General features: G+C 61.0%; 18 protein-coding genes. 6 read left to right on the forward strand and 12 right to left on the reverse strand.

The genetic code is table 11. The features are described from left to right. Positions 1-78 precede the first annotated feature (78 nt). A complete protein-coding gene (locus JQ592_RS20870; protein ID WP_211404674.1) occupies positions 79-1584 on the forward strand; it encodes a hypothetical protein in 1506 nt (501 codons plus the stop codon). A 434-nt stretch (positions 1585-2018) separates the two neighbouring features. Here the strand turns inward: JQ592_RS20870 and JQ592_RS20875 are convergent, their stop codons facing one another. From JQ592_RS20875 to JQ592_RS20905, 7 genes are all read right to left on the reverse strand, one after another. Beyond that, positions 2019-3095 carry a relaxase/mobilization nuclease domain-containing protein gene (locus tag JQ592_RS20875; protein ID WP_246820562.1) on the reverse strand — a complete coding sequence of 359 codons (1077 nt, stop codon included), beginning with the start codon at positions 3093-3095 and terminating at the stop codon, positions 2019-2021. Next, positions 3092-3610, reverse strand: coding sequence for a MobC family plasmid mobilization relaxosome protein (locus JQ592_RS20880; RefSeq protein WP_211404675.1), 519 nt, complete (start codon positions 3608-3610; stop codon positions 3092-3094). The genes JQ592_RS20875 and JQ592_RS20880 overlap by 4 nt, the downstream gene beginning before the upstream one ends. A gap of 421 nt (positions 3611-4031) precedes the next feature. Then, positions 4032-5000: a ParB/RepB/Spo0J family partition protein gene (locus JQ592_RS20885; RefSeq protein ID WP_211404676.1), complete on the reverse strand. Its 969-nt coding sequence runs from the start codon at positions 4998-5000 to the stop codon at positions 4032-4034. Further along, complete coding sequence (locus JQ592_RS20890) at positions 4990-5751, reverse strand: ParA family protein (RefSeq protein ID WP_211404677.1); 762 nt, start codon at positions 5749-5751, stop codon at positions 4990-4992. Before JQ592_RS20890 ends, JQ592_RS20885 begins: the two co-directional genes overlap by 11 nt. Before the next feature lie 344 nt (positions 5752-6095). Continuing rightward, positions 6096-6239 carry a hypothetical protein gene (locus tag JQ592_RS20895; RefSeq protein ID WP_188108185.1) on the reverse strand — a complete coding sequence of 48 codons (144 nt, stop codon included), beginning with the start codon at positions 6237-6239 and terminating at the stop codon, positions 6096-6098. A 61-nt stretch (positions 6240-6300) separates the two neighbouring features. Further along, the gene (locus tag JQ592_RS20900) at positions 6301-6612 is read right to left on the reverse strand and encodes a DUF736 domain-containing protein (RefSeq protein WP_211404678.1); all 312 of its coding nucleotides are present in this window, start codon (positions 6610-6612) and stop codon (positions 6301-6303) included. 713 nt (positions 6613-7325) lie between these two features. Then, positions 7326-7508, reverse strand: coding sequence for a hypothetical protein (locus JQ592_RS20905; protein ID WP_211404679.1), 183 nt, complete (start codon positions 7506-7508; stop codon positions 7326-7328). Between the two features lie 147 nt (positions 7509-7655). Between JQ592_RS20905 and JQ592_RS38305 the strand changes: the two genes are divergently transcribed. Continuing rightward, positions 7656-7856, forward strand: coding sequence for a hypothetical protein (locus JQ592_RS38305; protein ID WP_024342295.1), 201 nt, complete (start codon positions 7656-7658; stop codon positions 7854-7856). Positions 7857-7997: 141 nt separating this feature from the next. Here JQ592_RS38305 and JQ592_RS20910 read toward each other — a convergent pair whose 3' ends face one another. From JQ592_RS20910 to repA, 4 genes are all read right to left on the reverse strand, one after another. After that, on the reverse strand, positions 7998-8417 hold the full coding sequence (locus JQ592_RS20910) for a hypothetical protein (protein ID WP_246820564.1): 420 nt from the start codon (positions 8415-8417) through the stop codon (positions 7998-8000). A gap of 107 nt (positions 8418-8524) precedes the next feature. After that, the gene (gene repC, locus JQ592_RS20915) at positions 8525-9757 is read right to left on the reverse strand and encodes a plasmid replication protein RepC (protein WP_211404681.1); all 1233 of its coding nucleotides are present in this window, start codon (positions 9755-9757) and stop codon (positions 8525-8527) included. A 197-nt stretch (positions 9758-9954) separates the two neighbouring features. Then, on the reverse strand, positions 9955-10974 hold the full coding sequence (repB, locus tag JQ592_RS20920; RefSeq protein ID WP_211404682.1) for a plasmid partitioning protein RepB: 1020 nt from the start codon (positions 10972-10974) through the stop codon (positions 9955-9957). Further along, positions 10971-12185: a plasmid partitioning protein RepA gene (repA, locus tag JQ592_RS20925; RefSeq protein ID WP_211404683.1), complete on the reverse strand. Its 1215-nt coding sequence runs from the start codon at positions 12183-12185 to the stop codon at positions 10971-10973. The genes repB and repA overlap by 4 nt, the downstream gene beginning before the upstream one ends. 1964 nt (positions 12186-14149) lie before the next feature. Here repA and JQ592_RS20930 point away from each other — a divergent pair. The 3 genes from JQ592_RS20930 (at position 14150) to JQ592_RS20940 (ending at position 17102) form a co-directional block, all read left to right on the forward strand. Continuing rightward, on the forward strand, positions 14150-15349 hold the full coding sequence (locus JQ592_RS20930; RefSeq protein ID WP_211404684.1) for an RHE_PE00001 family protein: 1200 nt from the start codon (positions 14150-14152) through the stop codon (positions 15347-15349). 285 nt (positions 15350-15634) lie between these two features. After that, positions 15635-16372, forward strand: a complete 738-nt coding sequence (locus JQ592_RS20935; protein WP_211404685.1) for a type IV toxin-antitoxin system AbiEi family antitoxin domain-containing protein — start codon at positions 15635-15637, stop codon at positions 16370-16372. Between the two features lie 301 nt (positions 16373-16673). Beyond that, positions 16674-17102 carry a GIY-YIG nuclease family protein gene (locus JQ592_RS20940; RefSeq protein WP_211404686.1) on the forward strand — a complete coding sequence of 143 codons (429 nt, stop codon included), beginning with the start codon at positions 16674-16676 and terminating at the stop codon, positions 17100-17102. Between the two features lie 447 nt (positions 17103-17549). Here JQ592_RS20940 and JQ592_RS20945 read toward each other — a convergent pair whose 3' ends face one another. Further along, positions 17550-18230, reverse strand: coding sequence for a hypothetical protein (locus JQ592_RS20945; protein ID WP_211404687.1), 681 nt, complete (start codon positions 18228-18230; stop codon positions 17550-17552). Positions 18231-18458: 228 nt separating this feature from the next. On the opposite strand from JQ592_RS20945, the gene JQ592_RS20950 reads away from it, so the two are divergent. Then, complete coding sequence (locus tag JQ592_RS20950) at positions 18459-19034, forward strand: mobilome CxxCx(11)CxxC protein (RefSeq protein WP_211404688.1); 576 nt, start codon at positions 18459-18461, stop codon at positions 19032-19034. Positions 19035-19106: the final 72 nt, after the last annotated feature.

The raw sequence follows: 19106 nt of genomic DNA on the forward strand, positions 1-19106 counted from the left end.
ACTACGCCATGCTGGAAACTCCGACCATGGCGGCATAACTCAAACCGAATGGCCTCCGGCAATCCCGGGGCGGTTCAAATGAGCCTGTGGCATCCCGGCGAAAGGCAGTTCCTTTGGGTCGATGATGCCTTCGGGCCGAACCAATTCGATGTGACTCGAATGAGCCGTTGGAACGCCGAACTGGGCGCTCTGCGCGCGGCGGTGGAAGGTGGCGCGCGCATCGTATTCACTTCGCGAAATTACATCTGGGAGGCTGCGAGGCCGCACCTAAAGACAAGCGCCTTCCCACCGCTTCGGGAGAGCCAGGTCGTGGTCAACGTCCATGCCCTGAGCGAAGATGAGCGCGCCCAGATGCTATACAACCATGTGCGGCGGGCCCAGCCGCAGAAAATTCGCAAACGCCTGAAGGCATTCCTTCCAGCGGTAGCATCCAACAAGGCGTTTATCCCGGAAACGGCGCGTCGCTTGGGCGACCCTTTGTTCACGGCCAAGATCGCCTTCACTGCGGAGCATTTTACACGGTTGGTTGAGCGCCCTGTCGAATTCCTGACAGAAGTTCTTGAGCAACTGGACGACGCATCACGCGCAGCCATCGCCTTAATTTTCTTGAATTCGCAGACCGGGGTGCCGTCACCGATTCAGGCGAGCCCGGCCCTGGAGATGGTAATGCGCCTCATGGGTGTGCAGCACGCCGATGTGGCGCGCGCGATGCAGCATCTAAATGACAGCCTGACCCGGCTCGACTCTCGGGAGGACGGCAATCGTTGGGTGTTTCGTCACCCCACAGTGACCGACGCGTTCGCCAGTATTGTGGCAACCTCCCCCGAATTGGTCGAATTGTACGTTCATGGCGCTAAGCTCGATCGGTTGGTCAGGGAAGCCGTCTGCCGGCCGCAAAGCGCCGCGACCGATCGCTTGCGTATTCCGCCGCAGCTCTACGCCCCGCTGGTCGCGAGGTTGAAGAGCTGTCCGTTGGACGAAGGGCTGGAGTCCTTCCTCGGCGGGCGATGCGAGAAAGCTTTCCTCGAAATGGTTCTGGAGACTCGACCCGATATCTTCGAGTGGGCATCGAAGGTCTCGGCAATCGGCGCATCGGTCAGCGGCACCCTGCTGCTCGCTGCAATGGCGTCTTGGGAATTGCTGCCGGAGGAAAGCCGGCTCCGTTTAGTCAAAGATATCTCAGATCATTCGATCCAGTGGCTCGACGCCAAGCCTCTAAAGGATGAAATCTTGCAGCAAATCTTCAAAAAAGCGGAGTTTGCTGACTACGCCGAGCGGTTTCGCAAGGAGTGGCTGTCTGATCCGGCGAGCGTGTTCAGTGATTTGGGCCGCTTCTCCTCGGACGACGAAGCCGGAATGTACACGGATTTCAGAGAGAATCTGCGGATTGCGCAGCGCTATTTCGAGATCGACGATGATGACGAGGCTTTCGCTGAACTCTACGCCGAACTAGACGCGCATATCCGAGAACTTGAGGCCAGAGCTTCATCGCCAGACGGTTCGGCCTGGAGTTCGCCGCCTTCAGGTGGTTCGGACACAGGCTCGGTGGCGGCCGATACTATCTTTTACGACGTGGACGATTGACGTGGAGAAACAGATGAGCGCGACACCCTGCAGAAAGAGGTGCCGGCATCGTTCGTGGCCGTGACAGAGCCGGTTGAGACCGGCCAGCGGCTTCAGCATGGTTGGACCGAAATGTTTGTCAACCCCTGCCATTTCCCAATCATTGCAAGGATTTCCGCTGCCGCACTCTCGTAGACTCGCGCCATGCCGAGCGAGACAGCATCCCACCTTTCTATGATCGAGCGCATCGACCGCGCTCTGGTACTGCTCGCCTACTTCATCGAGCAGGATGGCGACTTCTGGGTCCCGATGTAGGAAAAACTTGAGGCAGAGCTTCAGGAGCTCAAGAACAGAGAAGACACCAAGGCGCGTGCCCGCCGCCGGCTAATAGCCTATAGCGCCGCCGGGGCTTTGAAGGCGAACACTTGACCCCAGGATTATGATTCCTGCGCTCCCTATCTGGTCCGCTCGTCGCCTCGTGTTTTGTCGTGCCTCTGTGCATCAATGTCCTGTTTCGCGTCTCGGCGCCGACTACTGGCCAGCTCCGAAAGCTCGTTCTTCAGCGCATGCCGGCGAGTTTCGATAGCGGGCATGTCGTCGACGAATTGCCGTATCTGTCGCGCTAGCGCCTCATCTGCTGCCGCTCCAGAACGCTGGAGCTGGGCGGCATAGTCGAGATATCGCCGCCGGATCGCGTCCTGACGTGACTTGATCTGCTCGTCCCAAGGATGTTTGGCAGTCCTGCCGCCCCTCACCTCCGAAAGCACCTCTGTACGAGCTAGCCGATCAACATCGGGCACGATCTTTCGCCTGCGCAAGGCAACCACCGCCCCGCGATCGGCCTTTCGAACCTGTCCGCGGGTCCGCCGCGGCGTTGCCTCCGCCGCGATGCCGCGAAGCCGGAGTTCTCCAGCAAACCGTTCTCGCCAGGCCTGAAGATCCGCCTTGCGGGGATTGAGGCGCTTGCCATTATGTCCGAGGGACCGAACGGTCAAATGCACGTGGGGGTGTTTGTTGTCGAGGTGCTGGACGAAGACGTAATCGTGATTGTCACCGAATGTCTCGATGGCAAATGCCCGGGCTGAATCTTTGACTGCGACGGCATCGGTGCCAGCCGGCATCGACAAAATGATGTTGATCGAAAGCGATCCATCACGGCGGCGCTTGCCATCGAGACTGGCATCATCTTCCCAGCGTTGCTGCAGATCTTTCAATCCGGAACGACCCGCTAGCGTCGCGCCCTGCTCTGTTTCCGCATCGAGGTCGCCGTTTCGCGTGATGTAAGCCAGGTGAGACTTAAGATGCGCCACGCCTTTGGTGCGACCGGTAATCTTGACCATCACCTCTGGTGCCCGCCGCACGATGCGTTCTAGCCTTGCACGCATCGCCGGCGTAAGGCGGCCTGAAGCGGCCGGATCGGGGATATCCCACTCAGCTCGCCGTGGACGCCGATTGGGCGTTTCCCAGACATACGAGATCGGCAGAAGTTCGGAGGCTGGGTCGGCCGACCGAGGCGAGGAGCGCCGACTCATCGCCGTCCATCCCAATAATCCGCGTTGCCATGCAGCGCATTACGTAGTTGCGCGAGTTCCGTTTCGATGACCAATTTGGCCTCTCGGATGGCGGACAGATCGGGTTCGACCGCCCTGCCCTGCAGCACACTCGTGTTTGCAGCGCGCGCGATCTGGTTGATGTTGCCGCCGATCCGGTTGAGCTCGCGGACGATCGCGCGAAGCGCATCATGCTCGTTCGGGGAATGCTGCACGGGTGATCCTAACCGCGAGCGCACCAGCGAAACGATCCAGCCGGTTCGCGTCATGCCACGCTGATGCGAGACCTCCGCGAGCTGTCGCATCTCGCTCTCGCGAAATCGTACCGTCACCTTTTCCGGCCGTCCGACCGGCAACGCCGAGATGCGCGGGGCCGGTGCAGCTAGTGCATCAGCGATGAGACGCCGCAGCAGCGCGGATTTGCCTCCCTGGGTAGCTGCAAGCACTGAGAACGCCGCCGCGACTTCGTCGGAGACTCGAAGCGAGATCAGAGCCATGCACTCCAATCCCAATCGCGATGTAATACATCGCTGGCGCGAAGCCTATCCTGCACTAGAAAACGCGAATCCCTCCACCCCCTCCATGTTGGTTCAAACCATCGGGCTCGGCGGTCAAGGCTCGGCAGTTGCTGCAGGTGAGATCCAACACAGTCGACGATCGATAAGGAGAGCTCTTTCGGGAATGACGCAGCCGTCACCCCGAATGCCTGTACTCCACGAAGACCGCGCGTGCAGATTCGCAACATTAGCACTGAATATGAGGACCGCGGCTTTCCAGCAGCCTCCGGCCTCTCTACAGCGCTGTGGGGGGCGCGTTCGGCCTCTGGCTGCTGCGCTAACGCGCCATCCTTCGGATGGGAAATCCGCTCCGCTGGCGCACCAATCGGAACAGTGTTTCTGAGGAGGCTGTTGAGCAGCTTCATGCCGATAGGATCTCTTCGATTGTGATGGTCGATGCTGGAACTTCTTCCGCTTCCTCTGCACCATCGATCAGCACCACGGCATGGCGTGAGCCTTGAAAAGCGAGTCGATCGATTAGGAGACAGCCCGTGCGATTGTGGTGACGCACTCTGATCGTCAGCGATGTCCCCATTCGCTCGTTCCGATCGTCCGAGGAGTTGAGGCGCTTTTCCGCGGCCGCCGTTGCACGGTCTCGCAATGCCGATTGGGGTGCGATCCGCCTACGTGCTGGTTGAGCTCCAGGGGCACCTTCGCCATCGGCAGGGGAGCCGCGGACCTTCGTGCGAACTTCGCGGGCCAGTCGGCGGGCGTGTGCGTCGGTGAAGCTTTCCTGTGCTGCGCATAAGGTCTCGACGGCGTTGGGCTGCTCACGCCAGGCCTGGTAGAGCTCATACACAGCACGGATTGATGAGCCGGCAAGCTTCGACCGAAGGAACTCCGGCATATTCTGGACCGACGCGTAGCGAGACACCCAGTCCCTGGGCTTCCCGAGCTTGCGCGAGATGTCGGCTTGGTTATCACCCTGCTCCAAGCGGTCCGCGATGAACGCCGCAATTTCGGGGGCATTAAGGTCATCGCGCTGGATATTCTCAATCATCTGAACATAGCGATCTGCAGAACCAGCGGCATGAACGAAAGCCGGCATGTCACGGAGCCCGGCGCGCTTAGCAGCACGATACCGCCTCGCGCCCATGACAATCACGTACCGGCCTTCCTCGGTCGCTTGCCGCAGCACGATCGGTTGCAGCACTCCATGCTGAAGGACCGATTGCGCAAGCTCGTCGAGCTTGGTTTCGTCGAAGCTGCGACGGGGCTGGTCCGGATCTTCGTCGATACGGTCGATAGAGATGCACGTCGGTTGCCCGATTGTGGCGGCACCATCTTCTGCGACCGCGATGAGCTGCTTGAAGCTGAGATCAAGCGCCATGGGCCGACTCGTCCATCTGCGCGACGATCTTGGCGAGAACATCGCGGATTTCCCGACCGGCCTCCTGCGCAGAGCGGCGCTTCAGCTTCCAGACCGGCAGGCGTTCCGCGACGGCTTCAGCATAGCCGTCCCTTGCAACGATCTGGCCTGGGAATACATATTTGCCAGCCTCGCGCAAAAGTTGCTCAAGATGCATCCTTTGACGCGGCGATTTCGTGTTGAAGTTCGAGGGCAGCAGCCCGAGGAACTTCGTATCCTGGCGGCCATAGCGCCTCTGCACGCCGATAACGGTCTGCATCAGACCTTTGACGCCCTTGATCGAATAGTCCTCCAGATAGATAGGGGCCAGCACATGCGACGCCGCAACCAAACAGCAGACACTGCGAAGTCCAAGTGAAGGCGGCGTATCGATGACGCAGGCATCGAACTGATCCGACGCGATGGCGAGGTTCTTTTGCAGAGTCGTTATGGCGGCCGCATCGCTTCGATCGAGATCAGTCAGTGAGCTATCGGCCGGCGCAAGCGTTAGGTTTTCGTCGTCTCTGGGTACGACCCGCATTCCCGGCTTAAACAAATCCGCGGCTAACGTTGAACCTGCGTAGTGCCTCAGCGTATCTGACGCATTGCTCTGCGCATCAACGTCGATCACGAGAACGCGGAGATTCGTTTCGGCCATGAACCACGCCAAATGCACAGCAAGAGTCGTCTTGCCGACCCCGCCCTTTTGATTGTTGATGACGATGGTCTTCATATTAAGGTCCGAAATGGGTCTGACGGCGCGAGAGGCATATCTTCGTCCGTCATGACAAGGGGATGTTGGTTTGAACCAACAGCGACTGCGAATCCGATCGTGGGAACGATCCCCAAATTCATCCGGCGAATCCCCTGCCAGAAGAGTCAGGTCAGTACATCGCCATCGGAAGGAACAAATTCTGGCAAGCGCGGCTGGGACCGTGCTCATTGCTGGACCACTGCTATCGACACGGTCGCGAGAGGATCGTCACGCGAATGCGCGGAGACCGCTTGCGGGCTCCGGGAGCGCTGCCCGGCGGCGCGAGTAACGACAGTGCATCGTAAGATGCAAGACGAGGGGGCTTATGCCCCCTCCTCGGCTGCGAGCGCTTCGTTGCGTTGGCGGATGAGTTCGGCCAGTTCGACTTCGAGCGACTTGCGCTCCGCCGGCGTGAATACGCATCCGCGCAGCTCGGCGCGTACCTCTTCAATGGTGTCGATGGTCATGATCGCATCTCCAGTCGAAGGGAGCGGGCCCCGCCTTGCGGCGGAGCCCACTGGCTGAGCCTCAGTCCCGGTTCGGCCGGGACCAGATCAGCTGGAGACCTTCCGCACCTTCGACCTCGGTCAGGGTGGCGTAAATCGGAGCGGGGAAGCTCGGATCGTCCAGCTTGACGGAGAGGTAGTCGCGCTCGGTGTCCTTGGCGGTCTTCTGCCAGGCAGCACCCAGTTCGACGTTGCCCGAGTAGATGCGGAAGTGCGGTCCCTTGTCGGAAGGGTTCTCGACACGGATCAGCTTGGCCTTGACGTTGAGGTTGAGCGTCTTGATCGCGCCGGAGAAGCCATTGCCCGTGGAGGCGAAGGTGCCGATGGTTGCCATTGTCTCATTCCCTTGGTTTTCTCGGGCCGCGCCCATCGCGACCTCGATGGCGGTCGTGAGACCGGAGGCGATCGACCTGCACCCGGAGGGCCGAAATGAAATGGAGGGCGGCCGGCAGCGACTTTCTTGGACCGCGAGGAATGGTGCGCAGCGCCAGGGGAAGAAAGTCGAGGACGGTCGTTGCAGGGACAAGATCGAGAGCCCGCGAAGCGGGATCGGTCTTCGGTCAGACCAGCCTCTATCGAGGACGCTGATGGGTGCGCCTGTCGCGAAAACACAGGGAATGAAGACAGGCAGCCCTAGTCGGTTCGGCCATTCGCATCAAAGTAACGGGCGTCGCAACGAAACGTAGCTCACCTTAAGCAGGCCACCTAAGCGCCGCGTCATCACCCGCAATGGAAACCGTCGCTGTCAACAACGTCGGCGCACCTGTCGAACTCGCCATCGCAAGATCGATAACGAGGCTGGCGACGTACTCGCCAGTTGGATGCAACCCCGCCGTCCCCATCCATGCGACCGACCGCCCTGCGAGGCGTGAAACAGATGCTAGCCTCGCTGGACATGCCGGCCTCCGAGTCCGGGGCGATTCCGCCGGCACGCGCGATAGAACGAAGCTGGGCGTTCGGGTTGCAACTCCACAGCGTTGGAGAGGCTTGTGAGCACATTCGGCCTCTGCAGCAATCCGGCAGCCCGGCTCGATTTTAACTCGAGCGTTATTTGGCCGGCGCTCGCAGCGGGCTGTCGGCCCACTTCCGGGCGGCAGGATCGCGCAGCGGATCGTCCTCGCAGACCGGGCATCCGTAGCGCGGCCGGCCGGGCGTGACATCGTCTGGCACGGCCGTCATCGGCTTACCGCACTTCGGGCACAGCTTCCGGCTGAGGTAGAGCGGAGTCATGGTTTTTGCCTGCCGGGACCAGCTTAGTTCCGCTTGCGCCGCGAGCACAAGTAGATCGACGAAAATTGTCCGCATGCACCAGACCGCTTGACGTGGAGCGCGTCTCACACTGAAATCCGATTTTCAGTGATGTTGCGGGGTGGCGTCGTGGAAGAATTTTACAGGGGCTTCGCGCAGCGGGCGCGCGATCTGGCGGAGAACGCCGATCCGTTCACCAAGCGGCGGCTACTCGACCTAGCCCAGCGATACGATCTCAAGAGCAGACCGGGAGCCCCGGGCGGTCGGACCCTCCCGCCGCCGCGCGCGACGCCACCGACGGCGCTGTTTTCCGGCTCCGGCGAAGCTTAAGACTAGTCGGAGCGCGGCCCGGTCGTCGTTTTTCTATGTGTTCATCGACCGGTCCGGGTGTCTGCCGCCCGCGGTCACGATGCGCGCGTCAGTACAAGCTAAGCCCTACTACACTGAACCGCGCACGCGCGCCGCGAAGGGTCATCGCCTGCGCCGCGCGATCTCGTCAGCGACCATGCCCTCCGCCCGCACCAGCCGCTCATGCAGGGTCTCGAACATATCGAGGATCTCTTCATTGGTTTCATTCTTGCCCTGCTCGATCGCTTCGGCGACGAGTTCATCAAGGGGCGTCTCCTTCAACTGGCCTTTCTCCAGAAGCTCCTCAAACAGCCTATCGCTGCTCGGTTGCGGTTGGATGCGGCCGTCGGAGTTGCACCAAACGGTGAATGTCTGTTGTCCCAGAACGGCGTGCTCGACCATCTCCGCATCCAACGGAATCAGCGTCCCCCAGGCCTCGCCCGCCTCGTCCGCGAACCCCGCCACGTACATCCGTTGCTCCGCCGCGCCTTCATCACGAGGCTGGAGGAACGGCGTGAGGATGATTGGAGGGTGTTTTGCCATGACGGTCTCTCCGAACGGCTTTGCGTCGACCCAGCGCAGCAGCTGGGTCGGTGCGGATATTTTCGATCGCACGAAAAAGCAAGGTCTGGGAACGGCGCTTCATTGCCTCACGCCCGCTGCTTGTCTCGCCGGCGGGAATTGATCTGCGCCATCAGGATCGGACCAAGCGAAAATTCCCTGACCTCCGCTTTTCGCGTCAGACCGCGCAAATAACCGCCGGCGGAATTGATCGCCGTCCCGCGCTGCAGGATACACGCGACGACGATGGCTGCGGGCACCTCGCCCATAACCTTTTGCGCCTCCTCCCAAGCGCTCGGGCTGATACCCAGCATCGATCGCACAACGGCCGCGGTCGCGAGGAAATCGCGCCAGTTCGAAATCCCACCTTTTGCATAATCGACGATGTCCGGGCATGCACCGAGAACCATTCCCAACGGATACGAACCTTCGGCGACTCGCGGTGGTTGAGGCCTTGGCTCAGCTCCCGCCGCCCTGCCTTCTGGAAGGCGAGGTTCAAGATCAATTAAGGCATCGGTATTTGAATTCTGTATGTGGCGCTCAGAATGGGACTCATTGGCGCTCGAATTCTTGGATTTGATGTGTTCTTCCAGAAGATTGAGCACATCGTCAGCAAGCTGCGACAGCTCGTCGGCGATCGGCTCTAGCTCCTGACGCGTCGCAGTACGCGGAATCTGGGCGACCATTGCGCGGAAGGCAGCATGCACCTCCTGCCAATCAGCGGGTCCCTGCCCTGCCCTTCGCGTTGGGACGCCTTCCTCGATGCCAGTTGCAATCATCTTCGCGATGTCGCGCCGGCACAGCGTGATCCGCTCACGCACGAGCTTGAGCGCGCGGGCTTCGGCCTCGATATCGGCCGCCAGGCTCTCAAACTCTTCCGAACGCACGACGAGCGGCGACAAATCGAAGCCGAAGGCGAGCTCGATTTCGCCGGCACCGTCCTTCCGCGCATAGCGCTTGCCATTTGGACTGTCGCGCCGAACGATCAGTCCCGCGTCGACCAGCACAGCGAGGTGACGCCGCAGCGTCGATGCCGGCATGCCGTGCGCCCGCCGACTGAGCTGATGGTTCGACGGGAAGACGATCAGATCATCCTCTCCTGTGAGCGCGGTCTCGGGATGGAACGTCAGGAGCGCGTTTAACACCGAGAGCGAACGCTCCGACACGCCAAGGCGCGGCCGTGCCGTACAGATGGCGTGGAAGATCTTCCACTTGTGCACGATCTTTTCGGGAGGGCGTTCCGTTGCGACCATTTGGCTTGCCACATGGGCAAGCGTCAGCGATCGCCGCCCGAAGGGCGTCGTTGGAGAGTGTGACTGCATGTCTTTGCCTCAGCTGGGCAAAGAAAACCTGCTCGCCGAAACGACGATAAAATCGCGTAGAAACTCTTGACTGCGATTCGCGAAAGTGATTCTCTGTCAGTCGCCAAACTTGAAGAGAAGGGCTTCCGGAACTCCGTTTCGGGGGCCTTTTTCTTTTGCCTTGTCTGCTCCTGGTTCGTGTTAACGGGACGAGGCCGTTAAGCCTCGGTAGTTTCCTGACCGCTGCTCGTCTTGGAAAAGGCGTCGAACAGCGCCGGGAGTTGGTCGACAAGAAATGCCGCGAATGTCGCCGAGACATTCTTGTCGAGGGTAAGCTTCAATTCGCGCTCAGCATGACGCACCTGCGCAATCTTGTCGCCGGATGCGGAAAAGACCGGCTTGTCTTCCGAAGCCTTCGATGTGCCCGCGGACGGCGGACGGCTGGCTGCTGAGAATGCTGCGAGAAATCGTGCATCGGTTTCTCGCTCTGCAAATTTCGGTTCGGCGATCGCCGCTCTGACTCGTTTGAGCGCCGCTGCATCCTTGATCAATTCAGCGAATGACTGCCAGCGGAAGCGGCCGACTTTCGGAGCCTTGCCGATGGCTTGAATAACATCGGTTGGAACTGATCGGGCCACAGCAAGAAGTTTCGAGGCCTCCGCCCGATCGACCGACAAGGCATCTTGTACGATTGACCGACTGTGCCCGGCATCTTCGATATGCATCGCGAAGGTGGCGCGCTCAATGAAACTCAAATCTTCGCGTGGCGCGTTCTCGAGCCCTTGCGCCACGACAAGCGCTTCATCTGACAGCGCTCGCAGGATCGCTTTAACCGAAATGCCTAATTCGCGCGTGGCGCGGACGCGGCGATGACCATATGCACTCTGGTAGCGCCCTTTTGCGTCAGGATGCTCCCGAACGAGAATGGGCACCTCTTGACCACGCTGTGCGATCGACTGCTTAAGTGCCTCGAACGAGCTATCATCCTGGTCGCGAAACCGGTCGGCTAGCGGCGACGGATCGATAAGTGAGGGGTCGATTTCAAGGATCATCGCCCCCGAGGCAATCCTTTCACGCAGCTCCTCGTTTTCTTTCTCGACTCCGGAAAAGGTGTCCTTCAACGAGCGGACTGAGCCGGACGAGACCCGTGGCAAGGCTCCCGGCACGTTGTCAGCTGACAACAGAGGTGACTGGGGGGCCGTGAAAAGGCTCTTGATGGTGTCAGTACGTTTGCTCATCGACCCCACACCTTCTTAAGAAGTTGCGCGATTTCAGCATTGACCGCGTCGACCGATTCCAATGCCCGGTCGTAGGCGCCCCGCCCTACGGCGCCGCGCTCCAGCTCATAAAGTGATTGCTTGGTGAGACCAGCATTGGCGATCGCGGTCGATTTCCACACGGTGGCCTGGAGCACATCCGATCCAAAAAGGGTCCGGAGGAGAGCCACGATTTGGGCTTCGGGCACATCATTGGGATCGTGACGCGTGATGACGTACCGGATGAAATCATGATCGAGTCGTCCGCCAGCTTCCTCGATGACGGACATGAGGTCCGACGTCATGAGGAGAAATTGGCTCATGGATGCGACATCGACCATCTGAGGATGGATGGTCACGAGCATCGCGGTCGCCGCGTTCAGCGCGCCCATGGTCAAGTAACCAAGTTGGGGTGGGCAGTCGATGACGACGACGTCGTAGTCGTCGGCGACCTGGTCGATAGCGCTGGCGACACGACGAAAGAATAAGTCGTGTCCGCGTTCACGCCGCTCGACCATTGCTCGAGGTGTTGTGTGCTCGAACTCCATAAGCTCGAGATTGCCTGGAACGAGACCTATCCCGTCAAAATAGGTCGTCCGAACGACCTCGCGCATTGGCCGCCGGTGTTCGTCATATCGTATGGCGCCGTAGAGGGTTTCGTTCGCTCCGATGTCGAACTCGGGTTGGTACCCGAACATTGCTGACAGAGAAGCTTGCGGATCGAGATCAATCGCGAGGACCCGAAAGCCGGCAAGGGCAAGGTATTGCGAAAGATACAACGCCGTCGTCGTCTTGGCAGAGCCGCCTTTGAAGTTCGCGACGGTGATGATTTGTAGCTTGTCGCCTGGGCGCCGGCGCGGGAGAAATTCCATTGCTTCGCGGGGCCGCGCGGTGGCTAGATACCCACGCAACTCATGAATCTGACCCAGAGTGTAAGACCGTCGCCCCCCGATTCCTGTCGCTGGGGTCGGTCCAAGTCCGTCGAGAGAAAGCTGCCGAAGATACCCATCGGACACGCCCGCAATTCGCGCGACCTCCCCTGAGGTGAACGACCGGAGCGACTTGCTCGCGGAAGGCGGGAAAAGCGTCGTCGCGAGCGAGCGAAGCTGGCCGGAAAGAATGCCGGCATGCCGAGAGATCCGCGCAGACGCGGTCTCGCTCATCGTACCCAAATCTTCCGCTAAGATCGCCATTTGCCTTCTCAAGACGGTTTTTGCGCGTCAGACGCCTAAACTCCGTCTTGAGAGATGGCCACGATTCTATGATTTGAGCAAGAAATAAAGGGTTAACGAGTTCTTAACGCCCGATGGCGCGCCTAACAGCGAGCAAACGGCCTATTGGCGTCGCCTTGCTGTTGTCAGCTGACAACAATGGCCCCAGCCGGCGGAGCGAGCCTCTACCATAGCGTGATTCGGCGGGGCTCCACGGACCACCCCAAGCGTCACTCTGTAGTCACGCCACCTGCTGCTTCGATCAGTGTCGCTACCCCGCAGCGCGCCGGGGCCTCCTTCCATGCGCCGTAAACTGCTCGCTTTTGGTATCGACTCAGCGTGCACCGGGCTTGACGGAGGGTTTTCTCTCCCCGCGCGAGCGTCCCTATTTCCCACTTCCCAGCCAGTCGTCGCCCCCGGAGAATTGCTTCCTCGGAATGCAAGGCGGGCCCGCTCAAGCTACTCAACCCCGGCGCCCGGACCGGCGGTCCCACGAAAGGCGCCCTTCCCGGCCGCGTCGAAATACCCGAGCGGGGATAGCGAGCGGCGGGACGTTGTGGGATGTTGGATCGCCAGGGCCGGACGCAGTTAAGCTGTCACCGCGTTGACCGATGCGCTACCGCAGCACTGTACTGGGCGCCACTCGCCCGAAGCGCGGCACATGGTAACAGGTCTCCAGCCGGTCGGGCGACCAGGTGTCGAATCTGCGATTGCTCTTGCGCAGCCTGATCGCACCGGGGGAGCCCGGACCTCTGGCCGCAACGCCGCCAACCAGCCCGGCCCTGCCTGCGGCGAAGGAGGACAACGTGGCCCCGGTCCTCACCCGGACTGGCACGCCGTACTGCAGATCGGCTTGCGCCGAGCCGGATCCAAAAGTTGGGAGACGGTAAGTTCGACACCCGTGCGCCGCATTAGGATTCCATCCCGAGCAAGGGGCTTCGATCGCAGGGCATCAGGAAGGCGCGACGGATGTTGTCAGCTGACAACATCGTCTCCCCGCGCCCCCCCAAGAGGATGGCGGCGCCAGGGTCGGCAGGCGAACGCGCAGCCGGCCCCCATCGTAGTCGGCATCGGGATCAAGGCGTGACCGTGGATTGTCTGGACTAGCCGACGAGCAAGTTGAGCTCGCGCCTTGCCTGGATCCGATGCGTCAGGAAGCTAATACGCCGTGTCCGGCGTCGAAACGGCACTGCGTTCGCGGGCGCAAGGCCGACCGACAATCCAATCTGGCAGAGTTGCGTGACATCAGAACGAGGTCGGTTCGATCGGGCAGGGGAGAATCAACTCACGCGGTGCCAGCTACCAACCAGTCCCTGGAGCAGTTGTTGTCAGCTGACAACAATCTGTGTCCTGCGGTCATTTGGATACACGTCGCCGACGCATGTCCGTCCCGTCGAGCCATGCCCGTCAGCCCTCGTCGATCTGGACCCGATGAGTTCATTCGGAAAAGATTGGTCTCGCCTCCAGCCCAGGACATGCGAAGCACCACCGGACGACTGGGAGGTCGGCATTCATAGAATACTAACCATAAGAAGCCTGATGACCTCTGCGCGTCCTTGTGACCCTCACTACGGCAAGGGCGACACCCGGTTCAATCTCGGGGACCCTCTCGCCTAGAACCGCTGATGATCAAGGGCGCCGATTTCCCCCAGACCGACGAGGCGGCCTGACAAGCGCTACTATCGGAGCGAGGCGGGACATGGCAGAAGTTCTGAACGGTGATTCGCGGCGAAGCTGCCGAGCCGACTGCGGGCAAGCCAGCCCAAGAGCTATGCTGCGACCGGACCGACGAAGGTCCGAAAGAGGGCAGGGAGCTGCCAAGCGGCGCGCCCTCTCGGCGATTGAAGCCACGGCCGCCAAGGCGCCAGGACCGCTGATTGGCGAACCGAATTCAATCCTTTTGATCGGGCAATGATCGAGAAGGGACGTCCGGAACCGACATCGCTATGACGGAAGCAAAGGTCGTGTTAGCTTCCGTTTCGTTGGTTCCCATTAAGGTTATCAAGACCTTGCCGTGCAGCTACAAAATCCCCGATCCGCTGCCCTGGGCCCAGCTCGTCGGGCCGCTCGCCGCCGCCGAGGATGCACTGGCCCGCCTCGACGAGCGGCTGGCCAAAAGCCCAATCCGCGACGGCGCAATCAGCCGGACGCACTTCACTGATGCCTGCGCCAGTCTGTGGCTGGACGGCGAACTTGTCCACCTCGATGACCTCGTCCTCCACGACGCCGGCATGGACGTCCGCGCCCCCACCCACGAGCTGACGCGCGCCCATGCGGTGCTGCGCGCCCGTCGGCGCATCGCCGATGCGAAGCCGGAGTGGGCGCTGTCAGCTACCGGGCTCACCAGCCTCCGCGGCCGGGGCGAGCGAGAACAGGAGACGAGCAACCGGAAGGGAGGTGAGGGGAGTCTTGAGGTGGACGACGACGTGGAGCGGGAGGAGGTGGATCTTGAAGGGCCGATCGGCGTCCTTGAGACCGATGCCCACCTGACCGCTGCCTTCGACGCGGTCGACGCAGCGAACGCTAGGGCGGAGCGCAGGCTTGCCGACGAGACTCGGTTTCGGCCGGATCGGGATTCTCTCGTCTACGATCCCGACTGGGATGAGGAGGGGCGACTCGACCACTGGCGCGCCGTGGTCGACCAAACCCGCTGCCTGCCGCCGAGCCTAGCAGGGGCGATTGCCGCCGACGCTTGGGGTGAGATCGAGCCGCTCGAGCACACGCCGTGGCTCGGCCGCCTGCTCGCCGCGGCGCTGTTGAGGGACCGCGGCAAAACGCGCTGGCATCTGCCGTGCCTGCATGCTGGGCTGAAGAACATTCCGCGTGAGCGCCGGCGGCCACGCGACGTCGCAGCGCGTTTGGTCGTGCAGCTCGAGGCCATGACCGCCGCCGCCGAATCTGGCCGTAAGGACCACGACCGCTGGCTGATGACCAGAAATCTGCTTGCCCGAAAACTTGCCGGCCGCCGCGCCACTTCAAATCTGCCGGCTCTCCTCGACTATGTGCTGACCAGGCCGATCGTCTCCGCGGGCATGATTGCGGCGGAGCTCGGGATCACACCCCGTGCTGCCCAAAACCTGGTGGCCGAACTCGGCCTGCGCGAGGCGACCGGGCGGGGACGCTATCGGGCGTGGGGCGTCCTGTAGCGGCGAAAGTCGGTATGGATGCTCGGTGACTGAGCCGAGAATAAGAACAAAAACGCCGCCCGCTTGAAATCCAACGCAGGCGGCGGCCTTTCCAGCCCCGGGAGGGTGTGACGCAAAACCCCGGTTACGCTCAATACACCGGACCGAGGCCTTTATTCCAGCTGGCGCCCGGAGAGGCAGGCCTGAAGATTGACTTAGTTTGATCTTATTTATCGTAGCTCGACTACGATATTGGCGTCAAATCTAATAGTTGCAGCGGTTTAGAATAGTACGTATTGTCGTAGCATGGCTACGATTCACAGGGATAAGCTAAACAAGCTTTATACCCACTTGGCGCCCGCGATGCCGCTGACCTCCGATGACCTCGCCGCCCTCGGAATCTCGGCTGACCTTGCCGTCCACTATGTCCGTGCCGGCTGGTTGCAACGGCTGGCCCGCGGCGTGTATTGCCGGCCGAACGATCCGCCCGCCTTGCATCCGAGTCTCGTCCTGCTGCAGCGGAGTTTCGAAGGATTGCATGTCGGCGGCAAGTCCGCGCTCGACTGGCACGGCATACGGCAATACCTGTCCCAACGGCCTGTCCTCCACCTCTATGGCTGGAAAGCGGGACGCCTTCCGGACTGGTTCACCGAGCGCTTCCCAGCCGAGTACCACCGCAAGCGCCTCTTCAAGGAAGAGCCCGGCGCGCTGCTTCATGTCCGGCCTTTCGAGAACCGCAAGGGCGGCCCTCTCGTCTCGGCGCCGGAACGCGCGTTGCTGGAGGTGTTAAGCGAAGTCGGCGTCCGGCAGCCGCTGCAAGAAGCGCGCGAGCTGGTCGAAAGCACTTACAGCCTGCGTGCCGATCTGCTGCGAGACCTGCTTAAGCGGTGCACCAGCGTCAAGACCGTTCGCCTGTGCTTGCAGCTCGGCCGCGAACTCTCGCAGCCTTGGGCCGGCAAGCTCGATCCGTCTCAGTTGCCCAAGGGCAGCGACAGGGCCTGGGTGTCACGCTCCGATGATGGGCTCCTGGTGTTGAAGCCATGAACCAGATCTACCTCGACAGCGCGGTTGCTGACACGCGTGGCGCCGCTGGTGCTCGTCGAGGATATCCGCAAACGCGTGCCAAGCCGACGCCCGGTGGCTGTCGCAGGACGGCAAGGAGGACGGGTGAGGGGAGGTCGCCCGAGCGCCATGGCCGCCCGAGGCGTCCAGAAGCTGCCTCGGAACGGTTTTGCAGACCCGTGGGCCCTGGTTATCCACAGCCGAAGCCGGAAAGGTTTTGTACTGCCTTCGTTCTGCCGCAGACCCTGGCCAAAGCGTACGCTTGGGACTGAGGAGATTCGCGATGGTCGACTATCTGAGCGGAATTTTCGGCTCTCTTGCGCCGCAGCCGGTCGCTGCGCCGCAGTTGCCGATGTGGAATTGGCAGGGCCGATCCGGCGCCTGGTATATTCACACGATCTTCCCGTTGACGGCGCAGACGTTCATCGAGGGCGCCAACTACATCATGGTCCAACGTCTGACGGATGGCACCCGAAAGGCGATCTACATCGGTCAATCCGAGAACCTGCGGACGCGATTGCCGCGCCATGAAAAGCTCATGCTGGCCCAACTGCACGGCGCTACTGAGCTGCACATCCACCTGTTGGCGACCACGGATGCAGAGCGCTTCCGGATCGAGACCGACATCCGCAACGGCCATCCCGCGCCATTGAATGAGCAATCGACGCCGCTCTACAGCGGCTTGCTCGCTGCGTTGGCCGCGAAGCCTTAGCTATTTTGAGTGAGAGGGTCGCCGTGGTCGAGGAGACCATACCGGCAGCGCGGCGACCGACCGGGATACTGTGGGGATGCGATCATGAATCCCGAAGGGCACCGCGAAAGCTCGAAGCCCAAGGATCGCCGGCAGGCTGCTTTCCTGTCGAGAAGTAGCGAGCAAGCCGTCTCACCGGGCAGGGGAGAGATGGCGCCCGACGCGAGGGGCCGGCTCCGGGTTTCCGAACCGCCAACATCGTTGCAGGGCAGGCGGCCGTCTCTCGGCTTAAGCGCAAGTTTTCCGGGGGATGGCCCCGCTATGCCCTAGCTCAGGACCCCACCAGGTTTCCTTGGGTAGTCTTATAGAGATCTGAATCTCCCAATTTGGAGCAGCCCGGGCGCGCTCGGCGCGCATTTGCCCGCTCTCGCAGACCGGAAAAAATCGGCGCTTCGCGAAACGCCCTGATCAGGCGGGCAGGTGAGGGATTACCCCAGGCGCGATGCTCGTGACGCCTGTAGTCGGGTCGACGACCAGGATCGGGATGCCGGGATAAATCATCGGCCAGCTGGAAGTGTCGTTGATCCACTGGACCGCGCTCGGCGAAAGCCATCCTGTCAGCGTGACGATATCCGCGTAACGCTGGGCGAGGGGGAGGGCGATAATCGGTTCATAGTGAGCAACCCGATTGCGGAGCCCGCGAAAATCCGAAAGCTGCGAGGCGATGGAGTGACGCTGCAGCCTGCCGGTCTGGAAAACCGCTCGCAGGTCGTTGCCCCACAGGTGGTTGCTTTGGCGGCCGAACAGGGAGCTCCAGAAACCGAAGTTGAGCTCGGCCACCATTTGGCCGTGCGTGCCGGCTTTCCGATCGCGCCTGAGCTGATCGCGCGCCTTGGTGATGCAGGACTGCTGGTAGGCCGTGACGAGCACGACCGCATCGTCCATCCAATTCACGCCGCGGGTGGCCGTCAGCCGGCGGTCGACGACGTTGCGGAGGGAGACCTCCAGCATATGCAGCGGCCCATAGAGGGCCGCTGACAGATTGACGTTAAAGGTGTATAGTCGCGTAGCTAAAGCGTCATCTTGGCCGGTCCAAAGCCGGTAGGTACTGAATCGGTCGGCCGACAGAGCATCTGCAAAAGTCGGCATTGCGACCCCTCATTTCAGTTGAACTTTTCCAATATCTGACCTATCTTATGTCGGTAAGCCCCGCTTGGTCCCTGCACTTGCACACCTTCGGGGCAAGCTTTTCTAGAGGCCCGGTCGAGCTCACGCTCCCGGGCCTCTTTTCCCATCTAAGTCATTGATTCGCATCATCTATCTTATGGAACAAAAGTTGATATATCTTCCCGCTCCCGCTTAAGGTGAGTTGCTTCCATGGATGATACTGAACGGCGCCGGTTGGCGTGGGACAAGGCTTTGCATGCTGAAGGCACTCGCGCCGTGTTCGAGCGCCGGGCGGCAGCGCTGCGATGGAAGACGCGTATCCGCGATTTTTGGGGCTTCGCCGTTCCAGTTTTGTTGGCCTATCTCCTGGGCTCCGAGGTGTTTGAGCCGCTGAAGCCCTTCCGCCCATATGCCATCGGCCTTCTTGGGGTCGCAGCTGCGCTACAAACCCTGCTCGTTCTCTGGTCATTGTTGGCGCGTTGGGATGAAGAGCTCGCGGACGATGTCACGGCAACCCGAGATAACCATCAGCTGAAAGTGGCCTGGACAAAACTTGGCCAGAATGACGCACAGGATCTCACTCTGGAATATGCGCTGCTGAGTCAAAGAGAGGAAGTCGTAGCCGTCCGCGACGCGGCCGCGGGCATCACATCTCGTGAAAAGCAATTCGGCATGCGAGCAGGCCTTATAGAATTTCAGCGTGCGTGTGTGTGCACACATCGTCCGCAAACAACAACCACGCCTTGGTTTCCCAAATCGAAGTGTGGAGTTTGCGGCGGCAACTAGGGAGAAGAAGAGTGCTAGACAAAACCAAAAGAGCTGTGAGAGTTTTTCATTCGCTATCAGATGACGAAAAGA

This window comes from Bradyrhizobium iriomotense, assembly GCF_018129405.1.
Classification (GTDB): domain Bacteria; phylum Pseudomonadota; class Alphaproteobacteria; order Rhizobiales; family Xanthobacteraceae; genus Bradyrhizobium; species Bradyrhizobium iriomotense_B.

What these genes read in the sequence shown, in the direction of transcription:
- JQ592_RS20870 (WP_211404674.1), top strand. Translation starts at nt 79, where the DNA reads ATGAGCCTGTGGCATCCCGGCGAAAGGCAGTTCCTTTGGGTCGATGAT.
- JQ592_RS20875 (WP_246820562.1), bottom strand. Translation starts at nt 3,095, where the DNA reads ATGAGTCGGCGCTCCTCGCCTCGGTCGGCCGACCCAGCCTCCGAACTT.
- JQ592_RS20880 (WP_211404675.1), bottom strand. Translation starts at nt 3,610, where the DNA reads ATGGCTCTGATCTCGCTTCGAGTCTCCGACGAAGTCGCGGCGGCGTTC.
- JQ592_RS20885 (WP_211404676.1), bottom strand. Translation starts at nt 5,000, where the DNA reads ATGGCGCTTGATCTCAGCTTCAAGCAGCTCATCGCGGTCGCAGAAGAT.
- JQ592_RS20890 (WP_211404677.1), bottom strand. Translation starts at nt 5,751, where the DNA reads ATGAAGACCATCGTCATCAACAATCAAAAGGGCGGGGTCGGCAAGACG.
- JQ592_RS20895 (WP_188108185.1), bottom strand. Translation starts at nt 6,239, where the DNA reads ATGACCATCGACACCATTGAAGAGGTACGCGCCGAGCTGCGCGGATGC.
- JQ592_RS20900 (WP_211404678.1), bottom strand. Translation starts at nt 6,612, where the DNA reads ATGGCAACCATCGGCACCTTCGCCTCCACGGGCAATGGCTTCTCCGGC.
- JQ592_RS20905 (WP_211404679.1), bottom strand. Translation starts at nt 7,508, where the DNA reads ATGACTCCGCTCTACCTCAGCCGGAAGCTGTGCCCGAAGTGCGGTAAG.
- JQ592_RS20910 (WP_246820564.1), bottom strand. Translation starts at nt 8,417, where the DNA reads ATGGCAAAACACCCTCCAATCATCCTCACGCCGTTCCTCCAGCCTCGT.
- repC (WP_211404681.1), bottom strand. Translation starts at nt 9,757, where the DNA reads ATGCAGTCACACTCTCCAACGACGCCCTTCGGGCGGCGATCGCTGACG.
- repB (WP_211404682.1), bottom strand. Translation starts at nt 10,974, where the DNA reads ATGAGCAAACGTACTGACACCATCAAGAGCCTTTTCACGGCCCCCCAG.
- repA (WP_211404683.1), bottom strand. Translation starts at nt 12,185, where the DNA reads ATGGCGATCTTAGCGGAAGATTTGGGTACGATGAGCGAGACCGCGTCT.
- JQ592_RS20930 (WP_211404684.1), top strand. Translation starts at nt 14,150, where the DNA reads ATGACGGAAGCAAAGGTCGTGTTAGCTTCCGTTTCGTTGGTTCCCATT.
- JQ592_RS20935 (WP_211404685.1), top strand. Translation starts at nt 15,635, where the DNA reads ATGGCTACGATTCACAGGGATAAGCTAAACAAGCTTTATACCCACTTG.
- JQ592_RS20940 (WP_211404686.1), top strand. Translation starts at nt 16,674, where the DNA reads ATGGTCGACTATCTGAGCGGAATTTTCGGCTCTCTTGCGCCGCAGCCG.
- JQ592_RS20945 (WP_211404687.1), bottom strand. Translation starts at nt 18,230, where the DNA reads ATGCCGACTTTTGCAGATGCTCTGTCGGCCGACCGATTCAGTACCTAC.
- JQ592_RS20950 (WP_211404688.1), top strand. Translation starts at nt 18,459, where the DNA reads ATGGATGATACTGAACGGCGCCGGTTGGCGTGGGACAAGGCTTTGCAT.